The following is a 16,680-nucleotide window of genomic DNA, read 5'->3' on the forward strand; positions in this document are numbered from 1 at the left end:
ATGCGGTCGGCCAAGGAGGTGCGCATCCGGCGGACAGGCCGCCGGTCTCGTACCCAAAGGATCGGCATCATGACCACCTCGCTCGCTGCGGCCCTGTCCGCCCTCGAACTCGGCCATCTCGAACCCCGGGCACAGGACCTGGTCGGGATGGCCCCGCCCCCGTCCGAAGCGCTCGACCAGACCGTCTGCGCGATCTGGAGCGACCTGTTCGCCACGCTCAGCAACAGCTCGCTCGAACGCGACATCGAGGATCTCGCCTGGAACATGGTCAATATCTTCCACCGGATCGCTCAGCGTAAGCAGGCGACCGTTGACCGCCTTGCCGACGACATACGCCTGCTGGTCGCCGAGCAGGACGGCTCCGAGGTCGCGGCCACCGATCTGGAGGACAAGATCGACCTCGCCAGGAAGATTGAGGAATCGGCAGGCGCGTTCGAGCGCATGCGCGACACCGCCGCCCGGCATTATCTGCGCGAGACCGGCCGATCGTGGATTCCGGCGAGCGGCAACCGTATCTCGCTCGGGGTCACCTCGGCGGTTGTCGACGGACGGGCGTTCCTGCGCGCGCGTCGCGACAAGATCCGCGATGCCAATATCGTGCACGGGACCCCGGTGGTGTTCGCAGGCGGACGGCTCAGCTTCGCGTCGGACGCCGACGGCAGGAGCTTCGCCGATCATCTCCTGACCACGCTCAATGGCGTCCGGGACCGGGTTGGCGACATGTATCTGGTCCACGGCGGCGACATGAAGGGTGTCGACCGGCTTGCTGCCTCGTGGGCCGAGCAGAACGGCATTCAGCAGGTGCGCTTCGGGCTTGACGCCAAGCTGGGCGAGCGCGCGGGATTTCGGCGCAACGAGCAGATGCTGTCGCTCGATCCTCGCTACGTGATCGCTTTTCAGGGCAATGGCGTGCTCGAGCGTCTCGTGATCGAGGCGAAGAAGCGTGGGATCACGGTCGTCGATCGTCGGGGACCGCTCGGCACGCCGCCGTCCGCGGCGCACTGATCGCAGATGGTCGGGCGGATTGCCGCTCGACCAAACCCTGCTCCGAAAGAGGGAATCAACTCGCCGGTGAGAGAACGGTCCGCTTCGTGCCCCCTCCCCCCGCCCCGCTTTGTTCGACCGACAGGCGTTCGCCGATGCCATCCGGGCGCAGCCTAGGGTCGGACGTCTTGCCCGGCAGCCTCGTCGCTGCGGCGTGAGATCCTGCTTCAGGAATCGCATTGCTGCCCGTACAGTCCGTTCGGCCTTGCCTTCGGCGGTGACACACCCGATGCCATCATCATGGCGCGTTGCGGTTTCCTGGCTCTTGTCGCTCTTTCCCTCCTTGCGATCCCGCTGCCCGTCCGAGCGGTCGAGACTCAAGGAATTGCGCGGGCGGTCGATGGCGATACCCTCGTGCTCGGTCGACTGCGCATTCGCCTCTGGGGCATCGATGCACCCGAAAGAGCGCAGATCTGCCAGACGATCAGCCACACGAACTGGCCTTGTGGAGCGAAGGCTCGAACGGCGTTAGCTGGCCTGATCGCCAGGCGGCCCGTTGCCTGCCGCTCGCACGGTCGCGACGACTATGGTCGGATGGTCGCGTCCTGCACGGTCGGTGGCCACGATATCGGGGGCTGGCTCGTCCTCCAGGGTTGGGCACTCGACTATCCGCGCTACTCCGGTGGCGCCCATGCCGCCCTCGAGCGGACAGCGCGGGCGGCTCGCCGTAACATCTGGGCAGGCACGATGCTGGCGCCATCCAAATGGCGCCAGCAGCAGCGCCAGCGCATGGCGGTTGGAACACGAGCCGGCGCGTGTCCCTTCAAGGGCAATATCGGCGCTGCAGGCAAGCGGATCGTCCATGTGCCGGGGCAGCGCGATTATGCCGCCGTCAAAATCGATCCGGTGCGCGGCGAACGCTGGTTCTGCTCGCTGGGCGAGGCACAGGCGGCGGGCTGGCGTCCAGCGGTCCGTTAACTTCCTGTTATCGCGTCAGAACGACCTGGCTGCGAGCCTGTTCGTCCTGCGAAGCCGCATATCCCCCCGCTCGCGTCTATTACGTTCGCAGGCCCGCCGGTTCCTCCCTTCCCGGCGGCGGCTTGCGTCACAGGGCAATGACGTCTCGGCACGATCGTATCAGCGGCACGCGCTCATTCGAGTTCGGCGAGCGCGGTATCGAGACGGTCAAGCCGCCGTCTAATGGCGGCGCTGACGCTCGCATGGACCTCCTCGGCAAAGTCGGCGGGCATGGCTTTGAGCGCGATGTCGGAAGCGATGTCCGCTTTCGCGCGAATGTCGATAACGACCTTGCCAATCGGGGTCGGGCCCATCCGGGTCTTGCGTGCGGTCTGGACGAAGTGGCGCCCCATCACCTCATCGAGACGATAATGTCGACTGTCGCCCGCGGCCATCGCCAGACGGAAGTTTTTACGGGTCAACTGATCCCGATCGGCTGCCATTTGCGCCGTTAGCACGTCGTAGAACGGAGCGAGGCGGAAGCCACCGCCCGGACGCAGGAACAGGCTGAAATTCTTGGCATGGCCGTCGGTCGCGCCGATCAACCAGAAGATGATCTGACTGGCGAAGAACGCGGCCTGGTCAGCGGCCGGATCGTCGCTCGATCCGAGCAGATTGAGGATGTCAGTGGCACCCGGGCCGCCCTCACTCTGATATTTCTGCGATGATGCGATCCCGAGCGCCTGGCAGCAATCCTCCTGTGGCACGCGCAGGAGCCGGCCATCGGGCCGCCATTGCCGGTCGAAGCGTTCGACGACAAGGACTCGGCGCTTGCCGAAGGTGGCGATTTCGGTGTTGGCGACAGGCAGACCGAACGCCCTGAGCAACGCCAGGCAATAATGCTCATTGTCGACGCTCGCGGTCATGTCGACCATGCCGGTTGATGTCGGGATCTGTCCGAGCTGGGGTTTGAGGATATGTGTGGTTGGCGTTGTCGCGAGCGGACGCAACCATTGTCCTTCGTGGCGAAGCAGTGCGGTCTTTTCCTGCGCGCCCGCGATCGAAATGCGGAAATCCTGATCGGCGTCGATCCCGAGCGGCGCGATCGCTAGATCGGCGAGGATTGCTTCGATGTTCGCGTCGCTGAGCGGCTCGGCGACGATCGTGCCGTCGGCGCCCCCGTCGGTGCCGTCGGGCAGGAACTGCATCGCGCCCACGCAATCACGGCCGATACGGGCGAGCAGGCTATAGGGATCGGCGCCTTCGGCGCCGGTACGCTCGGCCACCCGCCGGCGAATATTGGCATTGTCGGGCAGGAGATTGTCGAACACCGCATTGACCAGTGCCCCACGATAGACGGCCGTGCGCAACGGCAATGACAGAGAGGCTGCAAAGGCGTGCGGCCAGTCGAGCCAGCTCTGGTCATACTGGAAAGAGACGGCGCCGCTTGGCTCCTTCTCGAGGCGGCCGACCAGTCGTCCGTTTATCAGGACGTTGAGCGGAATATGGGTCCTGCGGCGCACCATCTCAGAAAATTTCGGTCAAGTCGGGTTCGCCCTTGTTGCGAGGTCCGAGCTGCAGGTCGAGGTCAAGCGCCGCCAGGATCCCGAACAATGTGTCGAGCTTCGTTCCGGGATGCCCTGCTTCTATGCGCGAGACTGTTTTCTGGCCCGTTCCCACCATTGACGCGAGCGCCTGTTGGGTAAGGTCACGGTTCAGTCTGGCGTTCTGGATGAGGGTACCGAGCTGTCGGGGAGAGCGGGCCATCTGCGCCATTGGTCGTCCTTTCAACTCGACCAATACCCCGAAGGGTATAATTTAGCAATATACCCTTCGGGGGATATCGACCTTATGGCTCTCAGGGTATATTCTCGAATTATGCCCTGCGGGGTATGAGCCTCCTTCTCTTGAATTGCGCTTACGGACAACAGGCCTCGAGCGTGATGGACCGAGCGAAAATCCACGCTTCATTCCTGTGCCGGGCCCGCGCGACCTAAAAAGCGATCACGATCAATCCCAAGGTAGAACGCGCTGGATCTGTTCGCCCGGCGATGCGCTAGCTAAGATCGCGCTTTTCGTAGATCGTGCCGATCTCGCGGCCGGTCCACACATAGCACAGATGGCGTTCCTGCCGGCAATTGGAGAGCCGGCTCGGCCGGAACACTGCGGCGCATTCGCCGCTATCGTGCCGGACGCTCGTATAGACGATCCCGTCAGCGCCTTCGCGGCGCAGTGCGTTGGCCAGGGCCTGCGACGCCCCGTAGCTTTCGCGATGATAAAGTTCGGGGTGGCTGTCGCGCAGGGCGCGGATGTCATGGAGGTCGGCGGCCAGATCGACCGCGTAGACGCGCATGTCGATCTCCTGCGCCGGCTCGGCGGTCAGGCTGAGGAACCGCGCGCGGTGGTAGCGCGTCTCGGCGATGGCCGTGTCGAGGGTAAGGCCGGCGTAGAAAACACCGACGCTGCCGTCGCTGAAGCGATCGCCCTCGGGATTGCGGTGGGTGAAGGCGGCCATGATAGGCGAACTTCCGGGACCCGAGACCCGCTCTTCGGGTGGTACGAGCTGCAGTTCTCCCACCTCTTCGCGCAGGCGATCATTGGTCATCGCCTCGATTGCGTAAACGGCGTCGAGATCGTCGGGGTCGGCGACCGCTTCGAACAGTCCGATCGGCGGAAAACGGCTCGGAATGATCCGGTAACAGGGCTGCCACCGGATCTCGGCGACGGGCGGGGTCATCAGCTGCGCTGCGCGTCGATATACTGGCGCACGACATAGAGGTCGGCGACATTGCCCGACGTCATCCGTTCGAGCGCCGAGCGCCCGCCGAAGACCGGACTCTGGTTGGGCTTGTGAATCCACTCGTCTGCGCTGCGCGGCAAGAGGATCTGGAGACCCTTATAAATGCCAAGCACATAGGAAATCCGCTCGAGCGCGTCCTTCGGGATCGCTGCGACCGCGCCGCGCTTCCAAGCCTGGAACGTCGATCGACTGTCGAGACCCAGCAGGTTCATCTGCTCCTGCTCGCGCAGCTTCCAGACGTCGGCAATCCGGAAGAAGGTCCGCAACGCGGGGCCGGTCAAATCCTTGCGGGTCGGCGGCGCGGCAGGATGTGGCTGCGTGCTCATGCAGCCTTTATGTTCATAATCGAGACATTCGTCAAGATATGTGCATTTCTGATGCAACCTGAGATGGAGCTGGAATGCGAGGCCGCCTTCTTGCCCAAGGCCATGTCCTGCACCTCCGATGGTCGTTGCGTGATTGACATATAGCCGGTGCGGGGACGTCGGAGGATCCCGGGCGGGGGCAAGTCGTTCCCGTGGCCATCGTGACCCGGTGCTGACGAGCCGGCGTCGGCGGGGGCTTCGTCTTGCCCCGATCAGCGGCGGCCTCACCCCGCTCTTGGAGGCGCGATCCTTGGTCCGCGTCCCGGCCTTCCACGATCAACCCGTGAAGGGTCCGTACGCTCTCGCTTCGGTCTTTTGGCCGAGCCCAAAAGATGATCGCGGCCAATCCGCGGCCTGTCGGGCGCCTGTCGAGCGGGGCTGATCCCGCCGACGAGCCTGAAAGGAGCCCGTCCCCATGTTCACCGATATCCAGATCGCCCGCAGAAGCGCCTTGTCGCTGTCGAAAACCCTGATGGTCCCGACCGTCGTGATCGCGGTGGGGCCGCAATTTGCCGTGATCTGCGCCGACGAGGTCGACCCCGAAGACGTTGTCGTCAACCAGTTCGATCCATTCGCCTGAGCGTCGGCGGGGGCCCTGCCCCCGCCTTTTCTTTGATGGGACGTCGGGACCTGCGATCGTTGTGGCGCGTTGGCGTGCCGCGCCGAAGTCGGCGCAGGAGAGATGCCATGAAGACCCTGATCCGCGCTGCCGCCATCCTGACCCTGCTGGCGGGTGCGCCGGCGCTGGCGCAGAGCGCCGCTGCGACCAAGACGACCTCGAAGGTGACGACCAGCAACGGTCTGGTTACCAGCGCGACGTCGACGACACAGAAAGCCGCTTGCCGCAATGACAAGGGGCAGTTCATCAAATGCGCACAGGTCACTCAGACTAGCTCGATGGCCAAGGTCGCCAAGGGTGCGGACGGCAAGTGCCGTTATTCGACCGGTCCGAAGAAGGGCCAGTTCGCCAAATGCCCATGATGGGGTGATCGGGAGGCTCCGGCGGCGCCGGACCGTGTAAGGCGCGTGCCCCGAACCGCCGACGGCGCTTTGGGCCGGCGGGCGACGAGCCCTGTCGCGGTGGGCGGGTTGGCGCATCTATGGTGCCGGCCGGTTCCTCGCCGCCGGCGTGCCGCCTACCCTGCCCTGCCCTCAGGATCTAACGAAGGTGAGCAACGGCGCCATGTCGTGGCGATCGGCCGCGCGCAGCGCCTCGACATGGATTTTGCGCGTTGCCCGCGCCTCGATAAGGTTGGCGCTGCCCCAGCTGAAGCGGTCGAGGCCAAGCTGGACGGCCAGCAAGTCGGCCGCCAGGCGCGACAAGCGGCCATTGCCGTTTGGGAAGGGATGGATCGCGACGATCCGGTGGTGAAAGCGCACCGCTATCTCTTCGGCCGGGTAGGAGCCGTTGTCGATCCAGAAGCGGACATCGTCGGTCAGCTGCCGCAGCTCGATGCCGATGCTATAGGCATCGATCCCGATGTTGCGCGCTGTCGTGCTGAAGTCGCCGGCCCAGCGCCAGACATCGCCGAACATCCGGCGGTGGAGACCGCGCAGGAAGCGCTCGTTAAGGACGTCACGCCTGCGCGCGAACGTCCACCGGGCGGCATCCTCTATGCCGATCTGCGGTTCTGGGACGATGACAGACCGGCATGCACGGACGGCGCCTTCCTGATCGGGCAAGTGCGTCGAGGAGCTGAGGCTCGACCGCGAGCAGATCATCGCTGACCACATGCCGAGGACCTCGAGCGGGCGGCCCGGACATGCCGACACGGCCCCCTTGGCTGATGCGGCCGATGGGGCGCCGCGTCGACGACATCAGGGCCACTTTCGGGTCTGGACGATGGGCGGCGTCTCAGGCGGTGTCGTTGCCCCGCAGCGTGGAAACGGCGGATCGCGAGCTGCGCGGGTAGTCTTGTCGGGTCAGCGGTGGGTCGGTATCGGAACCGACGGGAGTGGGATGCCCGATCCACGGGCACATCCTTCGATGCCGAAAGCCCCTTCCCTTCCTTGTGACGGAAAGCCCTAAGGCGACGTCGGCGCTGCCGCCAACCCGCGCCCTGTCAGGACCGAGTTGCCGTCCCTCGAGGCCGGCTGCCCGCACCACTCCTTCGGGCGAGGTTCCCCTCCGGCTGCGCCTGCGGTGGAGGCGCGCCGCCGCCGCCTTTGATAGGGGTCCGTCGAAGGGAAAGGCCCTTCCGACCGAACTCGAAGGAAGTAGCCATGAAAAATCTCGTCATCCTCGCCGGCAATGTCGGTGCCGAGCCCGAAACCCGCACCACCGGCAGTGGCGCTAATATTACCAGCTTCACCCTCGCGACCTCGCGGCCCAAGCGCGACAGCGAAGGCAAGATCCTCAAGGACGACGACGGCCGGACCGTCGAGGACACCGAATGGCACCGGATTACCTGCTTCAACGGCGTCGCAAAGACCGTCGCGGACTATGTCGCCAAGGGGCAGAAGGTGATGGTCCAGGGCCGCCTCCACTACACCCAGTGGACCGACAAGGATGAGATCAAGCGGTACGGCGTCGAAATCCTCGCCGACGATGTCACCTTCCTTTCCAAGGGCAAGGGGACCGGCCGCGCCGGCGCGACCGAGGACGATATCCCTTACTGACCCTCGCGGCCCGGCGGCCCGCGCCGCCGGGCTGTCAGACAGTCTGCAGGCCCGACACCTCGAGGGCGCTGCATCCTCGCAAGGATTTCAACATGCCCTCCCCTCCCCCACCATCCAGTGATGCGGTTCCCGCGCGTCTCGCACGTCTCAACGATGCGATGCGGCATATGATCACCCGCCCCGGTCACAACCGCGTCGTGATGACCGATGCGGTCGCTCAGCTGCTTGGCGATCGTTCGACCCCGGCCGGGGTTGACCGATTGCGGCGACTTTTCGAAGCCGTGCGCGACTTTGATCGCTTCACTGCGGATAATGATCCCTATGGCGAGCACGACTTCGGCCGCTTCGAGCTGTTCGGCGAAGCCTTGTACTGGAAGATCGATTATTATGACCGCGCATGCGGGGGTGCCTCGCCCGACGCGACCAATCCCGACGTGACCTGCCGGATCCTCACAATCATGCGGGTGCGTGATTATTGAACGGCGCGCCTGTCGCCTAGAAGCGCGCGAAGCTGTCGAACCCGCTGTTGGTCTTGGCCTTTTTGACGAGGCTCTGCAGGCAGGCGCGCACCTGGCGCTGGATCCGCCTGTCATCATGCGCACCGGTGATGTGGTGCTCGCCCTGCGCGAGCAGCCCCTTGAGATGGGCAAGGAAGCCATCCTGTGCGTGCGTGGCAGCATCGTTGCAGCTGCGGCGGCAGACATATTCGCGGGCGAGGGCCTGGTCGAACTCGTCTTCGCGGTCACGGCCATGGCGCGTCGCGACATCCTGGTCGCGCCGCGCTTTGACGGACTGGCGCTCGAGCCAGGCGCGCACATGCGCGCCATCCCAGGCCGCCTGCTCGCTCACCGACACCCCCCTGCCCGCCTCAGCCCCGACCAGCCTTCAAAGCGGCCATGGCCTCCTCGAGAACCTGTGCGAGGGGGATGTTGCGATCATTGGCCTCGCCGTAGATCATCTCGAGCGTATCGGGACGCAGGCGGACATTGAACTGTTCGGTGCGACCGGCCGAGTGACGGTTTCGACGCAAGGTGATCGTCGCCGGCAGCGCCTCAGCCGGCGGTGCCTCGATCGATGGCGGGGCGGAAAAGCCATGCCGGACCGCCGCCTCGGCGATGCGCTCTTCGGGAAGCGCGGCGGGCACCGCCTTGGGGGCATCGGTGAGCCCGGCGAGCAGGCGGCGGCGCTGCGGGGCCTCGCTCATGCCGCCACCTCGGCGTTCTGGCTCCCGATCAGGGCAATGATCGCTTCGGCGACCTCGGTGGCTTCGGCCTTTGCCTTGTCGAGGCTGGGCACTTCACCCGCTGGCAGCCGGTCGAGGGTGGTCGCATAGCTGAACAGGCTCTTATAGGCCGTGCGTTCGATCACTTGCCCCACCACGGGAATCCCGCCCTCGAGAACTTGGTTGGCCAGCGCGGCGATCTCGCGCGAGCGGATCGCAGGCGGTACGCGCGACCATAACAGGGCGTGCGGGATATGGCGCTTGGCCATTCCTGCGGTGTCTCGGATCAGCGCCACCGTGGCGACCGCATCCTCGACGTCGGGAGCGCTGGGGTTTGCCGGAACGATTACGACATCGGCATAGCCGATCGCCAGCGCCGTCCCCATGTTGGCGCTCCCCTCGACGTCGATGATGGTGACGTCGGCCTTGCGGGCGCTGGCCTCGATCGCACCGCGCAGCGTCTTTTCATCAGCGCTCTCGACGGACAGTGTGTCGGGTAGCCCGCCATGGCTGCCCCACTTCATCAGACGTCCCGACCGGTCGGCGTCGATGATATTCACGGTGTAGCCATCCGCGGTGAAGGCGCTGGCAAGGATCAGCGCGGTCGTCGACTTGCCGCAGCCTCCCTTGCTCGATGCTAGCGCGACGACAGGCATAGGCGTTCCTTTCGATAGGCCTTCGACAGGATAGTGTCATGAATGCGCTAGCGGATTACTATCCTTGTGCGGGCGACGCAATAGGAACGCGCTAGCATGTCGATAGCTAAGGATAGCATCATGGTAGCGAGCGCATAGCAGACGGCTGTCGATATGATAACAATGCGCTAGCCATAGGATGGCCTAGCATAGGATAGCATATGATAGCGTCATGATAGGCTAGCAGATGCTAGCTTCGACATCTTCGCGACGTAAAGGCGCCACCCTGCCACGAGCTGCCTGCACACAAAAATAACGACTTTCCAGATAGTTACGACGTGCCATGCAGGTGCTATCATCATGATAGCTTCATGCTATCATTGGCTGCGCAAATCGAAGGCCACACTATGTCGCCGAGCCGCCTGGTTCACCATCGGACGCTTCGCCAAGCTTGAGGTGTGGGAAGCGAGCGGCCAGAGCGGCCATCTCCGCGTCGAATGCGGCGAGTTGAGCACCCAGTGGATCGCGCTTCGGCAGGGGAGGGGGTTTGGCCGGACGGCCTCTCAGCATCGGCGCCAGCCCGAGCCGCCGGGCCATGTCGGGAATCATATAGACACGCCACGAACCCCGACCACTAATCTCCGTGACAAACCCCAGTGCCGCCGCGCGCTCCAGCAGCTTGCCCGCTCCGGACAGGCTGAGGCCCAATTGTCTTGCGAGCGGCTCGGGGCGGAATAAGGGTTGCCGCATCGTCAGCGCGGCGAGGTCACGCAGCGCGCCCGGCTTGCGCTCGGCTGCGAGCACCTCGATCCATCGCCGCCGATCGGCCTCGATCTGCGCCAACATCGCAACAGCGTCGGTGGCGCTATGGGCAAGATCGCGCAACACCCGTGACACGACCGCGTCCGGGTCGCGGGTTCCGAAGCGCGCGCCCTTGTCGCCGGCGACAAGGCAGGGGAGGGGGGCGGCGGTTATCCCCATACGGTGCAGCAAGATCGGCAGGGAAAGCCAGGCCTGGATGTGCGGGCGCGCGGCGGCATATTGGCAGACGATCGCGATCGCCCGCAGTACGATCGGCGCTTCGGAGAATGCCGGCGGCAGGGTAGGGGAGAAGGGCAGGTCTTCGCGCCAATGGCGGCCGCCGGCCAGGCCCAGCGACACCTGCCATTCTCGAAATGCGCCGAACGGATCCACCAGCGTATCATGACGGGCGCGGCCGGGGATGGGGACCGCGCAGCCCCATGAAATGACGTCAATCTCGTCGAGTTCGATGGCCTGGAGTTGAAGCGCGCGCGCATAGCCCATCCAGCACGCTCGCATGTACCAGCTTTCGTGCCCAAAACCCCGGAAAACCGCACCATTCAGCACACCGATCGCAGCGGCGATCTTCTCGATCCGCGCAATGTCGCCATAGCCTAGAGAGGTCGGAAAGAAGGTGGGACTGGGTTTCATCAGTACCAATCATATCCTATAGAATGCCGAAAAATCCATGTTGATATGATGCGCGCTGTTGATAATGGAGGATTATCAACAGTTGGTTTTCCTGTTATCGCTAGCGCATGGCGCGTGTCAGCATGGTCTCCGTCCATAACCGGGCGGCAAAAGCAATTCGCACGCTCGACGACGTCGTCGACGCCGTCACGGTTCGCGCGGCCGGTGACGTTCTTGTCGATCGCGATCTGATCCGCGTTGCGGTGCGCGCCTGGGCGCCCAATACAATCCGGGCGTTCCTCTCGGATCTTGTCATCTGGGATGACTGGTGTCGCCGTTCGGCCTTGCAGCTCAGCGAAGCGACGCCGGAGACGACAGCGGCCTTCATTCGCGCGCTGGCCGGGGTGGATGTCGTAGCCGGGATCGAGGTCCGGGCGGCCGCGACGATCGCGCGCTATCTCGTCAACATTGGATGGGCCTATCGGATGGTGGGGATTGCCGATCCGACCAACGGGCCGTTGGTCTCGCTTGAGCTGAAAGCGGCGCGACGCGTGCTGGGCACGCGTCAGCGCCAGGCGAGGGCGCTACGTTTCAAGGGCGACGTGGCAGAGCTCGATGCGCCGGCTGCCGGGCTGTGCATCACTCATCTCCTCAAGGCCTGCCGGCGCGACCTTATGGGCGATCGTGATCGCGCACTGCTGCTCGTCGCTTATGACACCGGCTTTCGTCGCTCGGAGCTGGTCGGAATCGATGTGGCAGACATCGAGGGGCCTGATGTGTCCGGGGCGGGAACGGTGGAGCTCGGTCGCAGCAAGACCGACCAGGTGGGGGAGGGGGCCTTTGCCTATCTTTCGCCGGTGACGATGCGCGCGATCCTCCGCTGGCGAGACGCCGGCCATATCGATGCAGGTGCGCTATTTCGCAGAGTTGAAACGCATTTCGATGGATCGGTGCGCACAATTGGTCGCGAGGCGCTGCATCCCAACAGTATCTCATTCATCTACAAACGTCTCACAGTGGCGGCGTGGGAAAAAGGCCTGTTGGGCCCTATCGGTGAGGCCGAACGCGACCGGCTCGTGGCGGCCGTCTCGAGCCATTCGATCCGCGTTGGGGTTGCACAAGACAATGTCGCGGCGGGTGAGGCGATGACCGCCATCATGCAGGCTTATCGCTGGCGCGACCCGCGCACTGTCATGCGATACGGAGCGCGGCTGGCGGCCAAGAGTGGTGCGGCTGCGCGAATGGCCGCTCGAATGACGGGAGCCGGGTAAATAGTGATAGCATGATGATATCATATGCTATCGTTATGCTAGCGTTTGTGAGCGAACTGGCGATCCGGTTTCCTGATTTCTATGGCCACGCGCGCTCCGCCGGAGCGGTTACCGGTCGGCAAGGCACCGTCTCTCGATATACAGCACGTGGGCGATGGATCGGATGCGCTCAGCCGTTTCTCGCACAGGTTGGAGAATATTTGCGGGCCCGGAAAGGATCGCGTCGCTCGATGCGATGTCGTTTTGCGAACCGTCGCAATCGTCGGGCCCCGGCAGCACGAGCCGCCAACCGTACCGATCTCCGCCACTGCCACGTGATCGTTTTTGTCCTTTCCTTTGGCGTGCTGATGAGCGCCGACCGGTAGTCGCTACCAATCGACGACATCACCATCTTAGATGAAAGATCGCTAAATTGGTGGGAGGGCAGGATAGGCTTTCGCCGGGGTTTCAATTATCGTAATGAAGGTCATGACCTCGTTCACCTTTCTCGTGCCCGACAAGGACGCGGCCCGGTTCGATCGGCTCGCGGAAGGGCAGGGGGGACGATCCGCTCTCTTGCGGCGTCTCGTGCTTGACGCTGTCGGCGAAGGGGCGGTGGCGGCACCGCTTGCTGTGTCCCGGTCCTTGCGCGCCGATCAGCGGCTGGAGATTTTGCTCACGTCAGACGAGGTGGCTGCGGTCGAGGCGATGGCGGCTCGGCGTGGAATGAAACGAAGTGGCTGGCTTGTGAGCCTGGTGCGCCGACGCCTTCATTGCTCGCCCGAACCCGCGGCGCCCGACGGCAAGGCGCTCGAGGCGATACGCTCCGAGCTTCGCCGGATAGGGGTCAGCGTCAGTCATATCGCCGAGGCAATACAAGCTGGGGAGAAACTCCCGACCGATGTCCACACCAGCCTTGATGCGCTTCGGTGCGAGATCCGATCGGCTGTCAACGCGGTGGGGGCGGCCCGGCGTGGTGATCTTGCCTATTGGGACACACCTGAATGACGCAGCCGGCCGACCCGTCCTTCCCGGTCGCCTCGCTCGATCGCATCTGGCGCGCACCGTCGGGTGGACGGCGCGTCCTCGATCCCAGGGCGTCGGTTCGCGTGCCTTCGGTATCATCGATTGATGCTGCGCGCGCAAAGCTGCGCCGGATCGTCGAGCGGGTCCCCCAGGTGATGGTGAAGGTGTCGGGACGCCAGCAGGGGGCTGATCATGTCACGGCACATTTCGCCTATATCGGCCGGCACGGCGACCTTGAGGTCGAGACCGAAGATGGAGAGCGGCTGCGTGATCCGCGCGAACTGGCCGATCGTGCGGCGGAATGGGATCATGAGGATGGATCGGCGCGTGCGAATGGATCCACCTCGATCTCGATGGTCCTGTCGATGCCCGCCGGCACCGACGCGATGACGGTGCTTGCGGCCGCACGAGCCTTTGCGCGGGTCGAGCTTGAGGGGCGGCATCGCTATATGCTCGCGCTCCATGACGACACTGACCACCCGCATGTCCATGTGACCGTCGCAGTTGCGCCTTGCGAGTTGGGCGGGGCACGCTTCAATCCTCGCAAGGCCGACCTCCATCGCATGCGCGAGACCTTCGCACACGAGTTGCGCGAACGCGGCATCGAGGCGGACGCGACCCCGCGACGCGCGCGGGGCATCACCCGCCGCACCGACAACGTGTCGCTTCTCAAGCTTAAACAGCGCTACGCGATGACGGGCGGCTTGATCGAGGTGGATGAGGCCGCGCGCCGTGCCGGGCGCAATTTCGCGGCGTCGGGTGAACTTACGCCTTGGGAGCGCGCCGCGATCGTGAAGCAGCAGCAGGTGAAAAAGGCTTATGGCCGGGTTGCCGATCAGCTCGCAGGCCTGCCTGACGAAAGCGATCGAGCACTCGGCCGAGCACTCCGGGCCTATGTCGATGCCATGCCGGCGCCCTTCAGCCGACGCCTCGAACTCGCCGCACACCATGCGCGTGATGTGCAGCGCTATGGCGGCGACACCGCCGCGGCGGGGCTTGGGATGTTCCGGCAAGCTCCCTCACCGGTCAAAGGGCCGCAATCGAAGTCTCGTGGAGCGCGCGACCGCGATTGAAGTCCCCGTCGCGTGCCCCTCTAAATCGGGGCGACCTTTAGTATCGGGCGTCGATGAGCGACGCGCGTCAACGCTGCTTGACAGATATTGCGGCGAAAATCGCAAAGCCGGTGCAGGCTTTTCACGTCGTTGGCAGCAGTTCGACTAACGGCATATCGATCCGGCGCAGGAAAGGTAGAACCGACCATATATCGAGCATCGCAGCACGCGCGATGTCACCGGTGACCACGACGGCCAACTCGTCCACGTCGATCGCCAGGATTTGCGCGATTTCCGCAGCCGCAAGACCGCTCGATTGACAGGCTTGCCGCAGGTTGGCGACCAGGCCTTCGAGCATTTTGTAACCAACGTCATCCATGGTCCAACCTCCGCCAGGATAGCGGTTAGATTGCTGCCGCCGCGCAGCGGCGGGCGCTATTCCAAGAAATGGGGGTAGCCACACCTTGCCTTGCGAGGACGTCGTCGTTGAGGCAAAGTCTTGCCAGCGCAGGTTCGTCGGCGACTGCGCTCGGGACTTTCCCGTCAGGCATCAATCACATCGGTCCTTCACGGACGGATGGCCGAGGCGATGGCAAACCCATCGCGGCACAGCTTGTGAAATCCGGTCGATCCGACGCGTGTCGGACGCAGGATGGTAGCCGCGCGCGGATTGCGCGCCGATGTTTGTTATCCAAATCTTTGGCAGGCTTCGTCTTGGTGGCCATGATCGAGCGGTGCTCGCATGAGCGGGCCATCGCCGCGCGCGATCGAGGTGGCCCCGGGCGATGAGATCGATCTCGACCGCTTGTTCCGACGCGAGGCACCGGGCCTCCTGCGCTATCTAAAGCGCAAGACCGGGCGCGAAGATGCCGCCAATGATATGTTGCAGGAATCCTTTGTTCGGTTCGCCACGTCGCCACGACGCGCGGATCTCGCCAACCCGGCGGCCTACCTTCAACGGATCGCGCGCAACCTGCTTGTGGACCTTCATCGCCGCCGCGTCCGCCATGCGCAGGAGGTGCCGATCGACGAGGCGGCTCATATTGCGATCGCGCCGGAGCAGGGGCAGGAGCTCGAAGCCAGGCAATTGCTCGCGCGCTATGAAGCGGCCCTCGAACAATTGAGCGACAAGACGCGGACAATCTTCCTCATGAACCGGCGCGATGGCAAACCCTATCGCCAAATTCAGCAGGATCTTGGCATCAGCCTGGGGGCAGTCGAATATCACATGATGCGGGCTATTGCGCATATCGATGCGTTTCTGGACGGCGCATGACCGCTTCCGACCAAACTGACCCCGGTGAGGTTGAATTGCGCCTGGCCGCCGCCGCATGGCTGGCGCGAATGCAAGGACCTGATGCGGACGTGCATCGCCCCGCTTTGGAGCAATGGCTCGCGGCGGACGCGCGCCATCGCCGGATATTCGAGCGGCTAAGCCGCCGGTTCGACGAAGCGGCCATCCTGCAACTCTCGCACCGGTGGCAACCGGTCCCGTCGTCCGCGGGTCGCCCGCGCCGCTCGCTGCTATGGACTCCCGGCCTCGCGATCGCAGCGGGATTGCTTGCACTGCTTCTATCGCCAGATTCCACTGAGTTTGGGCATCGGTCGGCGCAATCTGCAGGCGATGCCATCATCGCCGCGCAGACCGGCCGCATCCGCACTGTCCGCCTCAGCGACGGCTCAATTGTCACGCTCGATTCCCAGTCTTCGGTGTCAATCCGGTTTGATGGTGCGCGTCGGTGGTTGCAGCTCGTTCGTGGCAGAGCGCGATTTCAGGTGGCCCACGAGACGCGGCCGTTCGTCGTGGAGGCGGGGCTAAGCCGCGTGACCGCTCATGGCACGCTGTTTGACGTCAGGTTGTCACAGCGCGGTGAGGTGCGGGTCGCTCTGCTTGAAGGCGTCGTCGATGTCGCGGTGAAGGATGCTGTTCGAACTGAGAAGAACGCGCATGTGCTTTCAGCGGGCGACGCAATTACCATCCGGGCGCGGGGGACAGCTGCGATCGGCGCGCATGTCGTCGATAACGACCGGACATGGCCGACCGGTATGGTCGATGCCGACAATGTTGCTCTTGGGCAACTCGTTGCCGAGGCCAACCGCTACGCGGTGGTGCCGATCCGCATAGCCGATCCGTCGCTCACATCCCGACGCTTATCGGGGCATTTCCGGATCGATGATCCGGCGCATCTTGCCGACAATCTCGCTCGTCTGCTGGACGTGTCGGTTGACCGATCCGATCCCGCGGCTTTGTGGATAGGCCGGCGCGACAAAAATATTTCAGGAGAGACCTAAGGTCTTCGACCTCTGTCGCGTCGAACCCCTGGTGCACCGCAATGATG

Annotated in this window: 21 protein-coding genes; 11 read left to right on the plus strand and 10 right to left on the minus strand. The window is 64.2% G+C overall.

Annotated features, from left to right (window positions below):
- The first annotated feature begins 69 nt into the window (after window positions 1-69).
- Both EOD43_RS18785 and EOD43_RS18790 read left to right on the plus strand, forming a co-directional pair.
- Complete coding sequence (locus tag EOD43_RS18785; RefSeq protein ID WP_127745567.1) at window positions 70-1,005, plus strand: DUF2493 domain-containing protein; 936 nt, start codon at window positions 70-72, stop codon at window positions 1,003-1,005.
- 279 nt (window positions 1,006-1,284) lie between these two features.
- Window positions 1,285-1,962 (plus strand): thermonuclease family protein, encoded by a 678-nt coding sequence (locus EOD43_RS18790; RefSeq protein WP_127745568.1) that lies wholly within the window; start codon window positions 1,285-1,287, stop codon window positions 1,960-1,962.
- A gap of 173 nt (window positions 1,963-2,135) precedes the next feature.
- Here EOD43_RS18790 and EOD43_RS18795 read toward each other — a convergent pair whose 3' ends face one another.
- From EOD43_RS18795 to EOD43_RS18810, 4 genes are all read right to left on the minus strand, one after another.
- Window positions 2,136-3,467: a type II toxin-antitoxin system HipA family toxin gene (locus EOD43_RS18795; RefSeq protein WP_127745569.1), complete on the minus strand. Its 1,332-nt coding sequence runs from the start codon at window positions 3,465-3,467 to the stop codon at window positions 2,136-2,138.
- 1 nt (window position 3,468) lies between these two features.
- A complete protein-coding gene (locus EOD43_RS18800) occupies window positions 3,469-3,717 on the minus strand; it encodes a helix-turn-helix domain-containing protein (RefSeq protein WP_127745570.1) in 249 nt (82 codons plus the stop codon).
- A gap of 280 nt (window positions 3,718-3,997) precedes the next feature.
- On the minus strand, window positions 3,998-4,678 hold the full coding sequence (locus EOD43_RS18805; RefSeq protein WP_127745571.1) for an RES family NAD+ phosphorylase: 681 nt from the start codon (window positions 4,676-4,678) through the stop codon (window positions 3,998-4,000).
- Window positions 4,678-5,067: an MbcA/ParS/Xre antitoxin family protein gene (locus tag EOD43_RS18810; protein ID WP_127745572.1), complete on the minus strand. Its 390-nt coding sequence runs from the start codon at window positions 5,065-5,067 to the stop codon at window positions 4,678-4,680. Before EOD43_RS18810 ends, EOD43_RS18805 begins: the two co-directional genes overlap by 1 nt.
- A gap of 454 nt (window positions 5,068-5,521) precedes the next feature.
- Here EOD43_RS18810 and EOD43_RS23770 point away from each other — a divergent pair, with 454 nt between their 5' ends.
- Together EOD43_RS23770 and EOD43_RS18815 are read left to right on the plus strand one after the other, a co-directional pair.
- Window positions 5,522-5,686, plus strand: a complete 165-nt coding sequence (locus EOD43_RS23770; RefSeq protein WP_164857345.1) for a hypothetical protein — start codon at window positions 5,522-5,524, stop codon at window positions 5,684-5,686.
- A 107-nt stretch (window positions 5,687-5,793) separates the two neighbouring features.
- Window positions 5,794-6,087 (plus strand): hypothetical protein, encoded by a 294-nt coding sequence (locus EOD43_RS18815; RefSeq protein ID WP_127745573.1) that lies wholly within the window; start codon window positions 5,794-5,796, stop codon window positions 6,085-6,087.
- Window positions 6,088-6,258: 171 nt separating this feature from the next.
- Here EOD43_RS18815 and EOD43_RS18820 read toward each other — a convergent pair whose 3' ends face one another.
- Window positions 6,259-6,840, minus strand: coding sequence for a mobile mystery protein B (locus EOD43_RS18820; protein WP_127745574.1), 582 nt, complete (start codon window positions 6,838-6,840; stop codon window positions 6,259-6,261).
- Window positions 6,841-7,329: 489 nt separating this feature from the next.
- Between EOD43_RS18820 and EOD43_RS18825 the strand changes: the two genes are divergently transcribed.
- Both EOD43_RS18825 and EOD43_RS18830 read left to right on the plus strand, forming a co-directional pair.
- Window positions 7,330-7,725 (plus strand): single-stranded DNA-binding protein, encoded by a 396-nt coding sequence (locus tag EOD43_RS18825; protein WP_127745575.1) that lies wholly within the window; start codon window positions 7,330-7,332, stop codon window positions 7,723-7,725.
- Window positions 7,726-7,817: 92 nt separating this feature from the next.
- Window positions 7,818-8,204 (plus strand): DUF3768 domain-containing protein, encoded by a 387-nt coding sequence (locus EOD43_RS18830; RefSeq protein ID WP_240653355.1) that lies wholly within the window; start codon window positions 7,818-7,820, stop codon window positions 8,202-8,204.
- A gap of 16 nt (window positions 8,205-8,220) precedes the next feature.
- On the opposite strand, the gene EOD43_RS18835 is transcribed toward EOD43_RS18830, so the two are convergent.
- The 4 genes from EOD43_RS18835 to EOD43_RS18850 all read right to left on the minus strand — a co-directional run bounded on the left by EOD43_RS18835 (window position 8,221) and on the right by EOD43_RS18850 (window position 11,043).
- Window positions 8,221-8,574 (minus strand): hypothetical protein, encoded by a 354-nt coding sequence (locus tag EOD43_RS18835; protein WP_127745576.1) that lies wholly within the window; start codon window positions 8,572-8,574, stop codon window positions 8,221-8,223.
- A 19-nt stretch (window positions 8,575-8,593) separates the two neighbouring features.
- Window positions 8,594-8,929, minus strand: coding sequence for a stability/partitioning determinant (locus EOD43_RS18840; RefSeq protein ID WP_127745577.1), 336 nt, complete (start codon window positions 8,927-8,929; stop codon window positions 8,594-8,596).
- Window positions 8,926-9,603, minus strand: coding sequence for a ParA family protein (locus tag EOD43_RS18845; protein ID WP_127745578.1), 678 nt, complete (start codon window positions 9,601-9,603; stop codon window positions 8,926-8,928). Before EOD43_RS18845 ends, EOD43_RS18840 begins: the two co-directional genes overlap by 4 nt.
- Before the next feature lie 384 nt (window positions 9,604-9,987).
- Entirely contained in the window at window positions 9,988-11,043 is a 1,056-nt protein-coding gene (locus tag EOD43_RS18850) for a hypothetical protein (RefSeq protein ID WP_127745579.1), read from the minus strand.
- Between the two features lie 98 nt (window positions 11,044-11,141).
- Here EOD43_RS18850 and EOD43_RS18855 point away from each other — a divergent pair, with 98 nt between their 5' ends.
- From EOD43_RS18855 to EOD43_RS18865, 3 genes are all read left to right on the plus strand, one after another.
- Window positions 11,142-12,284: a site-specific integrase gene (locus EOD43_RS18855; protein WP_240653357.1), complete on the plus strand. Its 1,143-nt coding sequence runs from the start codon at window positions 11,142-11,144 to the stop codon at window positions 12,282-12,284.
- Window positions 12,285-12,743: 459 nt separating this feature from the next.
- Complete coding sequence (locus EOD43_RS18860) at window positions 12,744-13,271, plus strand: mobilization protein (RefSeq protein ID WP_127745580.1); 528 nt, start codon at window positions 12,744-12,746, stop codon at window positions 13,269-13,271.
- A complete protein-coding gene (locus tag EOD43_RS18865; protein WP_127745581.1) occupies window positions 13,268-14,362 on the plus strand; it encodes a relaxase/mobilization nuclease domain-containing protein in 1,095 nt (364 codons plus the stop codon). Before EOD43_RS18860 ends, EOD43_RS18865 begins: the two co-directional genes overlap by 4 nt.
- A gap of 121 nt (window positions 14,363-14,483) precedes the next feature.
- On the opposite strand, the gene EOD43_RS18870 is transcribed toward EOD43_RS18865, so the two are convergent.
- Complete coding sequence (locus EOD43_RS18870; protein ID WP_127745582.1) at window positions 14,484-14,720, minus strand: hypothetical protein; 237 nt, start codon at window positions 14,718-14,720, stop codon at window positions 14,484-14,486.
- A 363-nt stretch (window positions 14,721-15,083) separates the two neighbouring features.
- Between EOD43_RS18870 and EOD43_RS18875 the strand changes: the two genes are divergently transcribed.
- Together EOD43_RS18875 and EOD43_RS18880 are read left to right on the plus strand one after the other, a co-directional pair.
- Window positions 15,084-15,617, plus strand: coding sequence for an RNA polymerase sigma factor (locus EOD43_RS18875; protein WP_127745583.1), 534 nt, complete (start codon window positions 15,084-15,086; stop codon window positions 15,615-15,617).
- Window positions 15,614-16,633 (plus strand): FecR family protein, encoded by a 1,020-nt coding sequence (locus tag EOD43_RS18880; RefSeq protein WP_127745584.1) that lies wholly within the window; start codon window positions 15,614-15,616, stop codon window positions 16,631-16,633. The genes EOD43_RS18875 and EOD43_RS18880 overlap by 4 nt, the downstream gene beginning before the upstream one ends.
- Window positions 16,634-16,680: the final 47 nt, after the last annotated feature.

The sequence above is a fragment of the Sphingomonas crocodyli genome, from assembly GCF_004005865.1.
In the GTDB taxonomy this organism is placed as follows: Bacteria; Pseudomonadota; Alphaproteobacteria; order Sphingomonadales; family Sphingomonadaceae; genus Rhizorhabdus; species Rhizorhabdus crocodyli.